This is a genomic window from Vibrio sp. 1249-1 (assembly GCF_033340495.1).
Genome location: NZ_JAWOWJ010000340.1, coordinates 1 through 830, shown reverse-complemented (window position 1 = coordinate 830; position 830 = coordinate 1). Strand labels below are relative to the sequence as shown.

The window sequence follows — 830 nt, the reverse complement described above, 5'->3', positions numbered from 1 at the left end:
GCAACTGCAAGTTGTCCATAGTTGTTGAAGACTTGTACAGACCCAGAGGTATAACCGAGATGATTCAGCCTTCCGGATACATATTGAGCAAAGGGTGTCGCCTTTTTGATTTTACTTTTTGCTTTGTCGGAAACGATACCTACGGTAAATACGAGGTCATTGACGGGTTGAGCGCTAGCAAGAAAGGGGGAGCTTAAAGAAGCAAGCAGTAAGAGTGTGCAGGCAGGTTTCATCCGGCGTCAACATCCTTGGGTATGTGTTCTTGAACGACAAGATTCATAATAAAAGCAAATTGCACTTCAACGAAGCGCACAATCATTCAGTAATTATTGAGTTAGAACTCAAAAAGTGACTCGGTCACGTATCTTTCAAATAGTACCGATTTTGAATGTTAAGTACAGGAGTAATGTCGCTCTTTCAGTGACTGAAACACAAGTGAAACAGGGGATTTGTCGGCGTTCTGAGAAACAAGGCTCACTTAACTTGAACGGTGTAAGTGAGCCTGAAAATAAAATGAGAGGTTAAGCAAAGACTTATGCTGTTTGGGTTATTAGTGTGGCTCGTTAAGACATGCGTTCTAACTGTTTTACGTATTTTTGCTCTAGCGCTTCATTACCTGCCGCACGTTCTAACTCGATCATAAGTTGCAGTGACGGTTTTTTCACACCGTACATTTGATTAAATCGCATCAGTCGAATTCTTGCATCGGTAAAGTTGCCACTTTCTATTTCGAGTTTAGCCAGTTGGAGAATCGATTTTGGGCGGTGTGGGTCGTGATCGATAGCTCGCGTAAAGTAGTATTTTGCTTTGTCTTTATCTTGTGATTTCAA

The 830-nt window shown here is 41.7% G+C and carries 1 protein-coding gene and 1 pseudogene; both read right to left on the bottom strand.

Annotated elements, in window-relative coordinates; genetic code table 11:
• A pseudogene (locus R7Z50_RS26245) lies at nt 1-233 on the bottom strand (alkylphosphonate ABC transporter); the annotation flags it as partial.
• A 330-nt stretch (nt 234-563) separates the two neighbouring features.
• Nucleotides 564-830: tetratricopeptide repeat protein (locus R7Z50_RS26240; RefSeq protein WP_318149577.1), on the bottom strand; the 267-nt coding region annotated here is incomplete at its 5' end.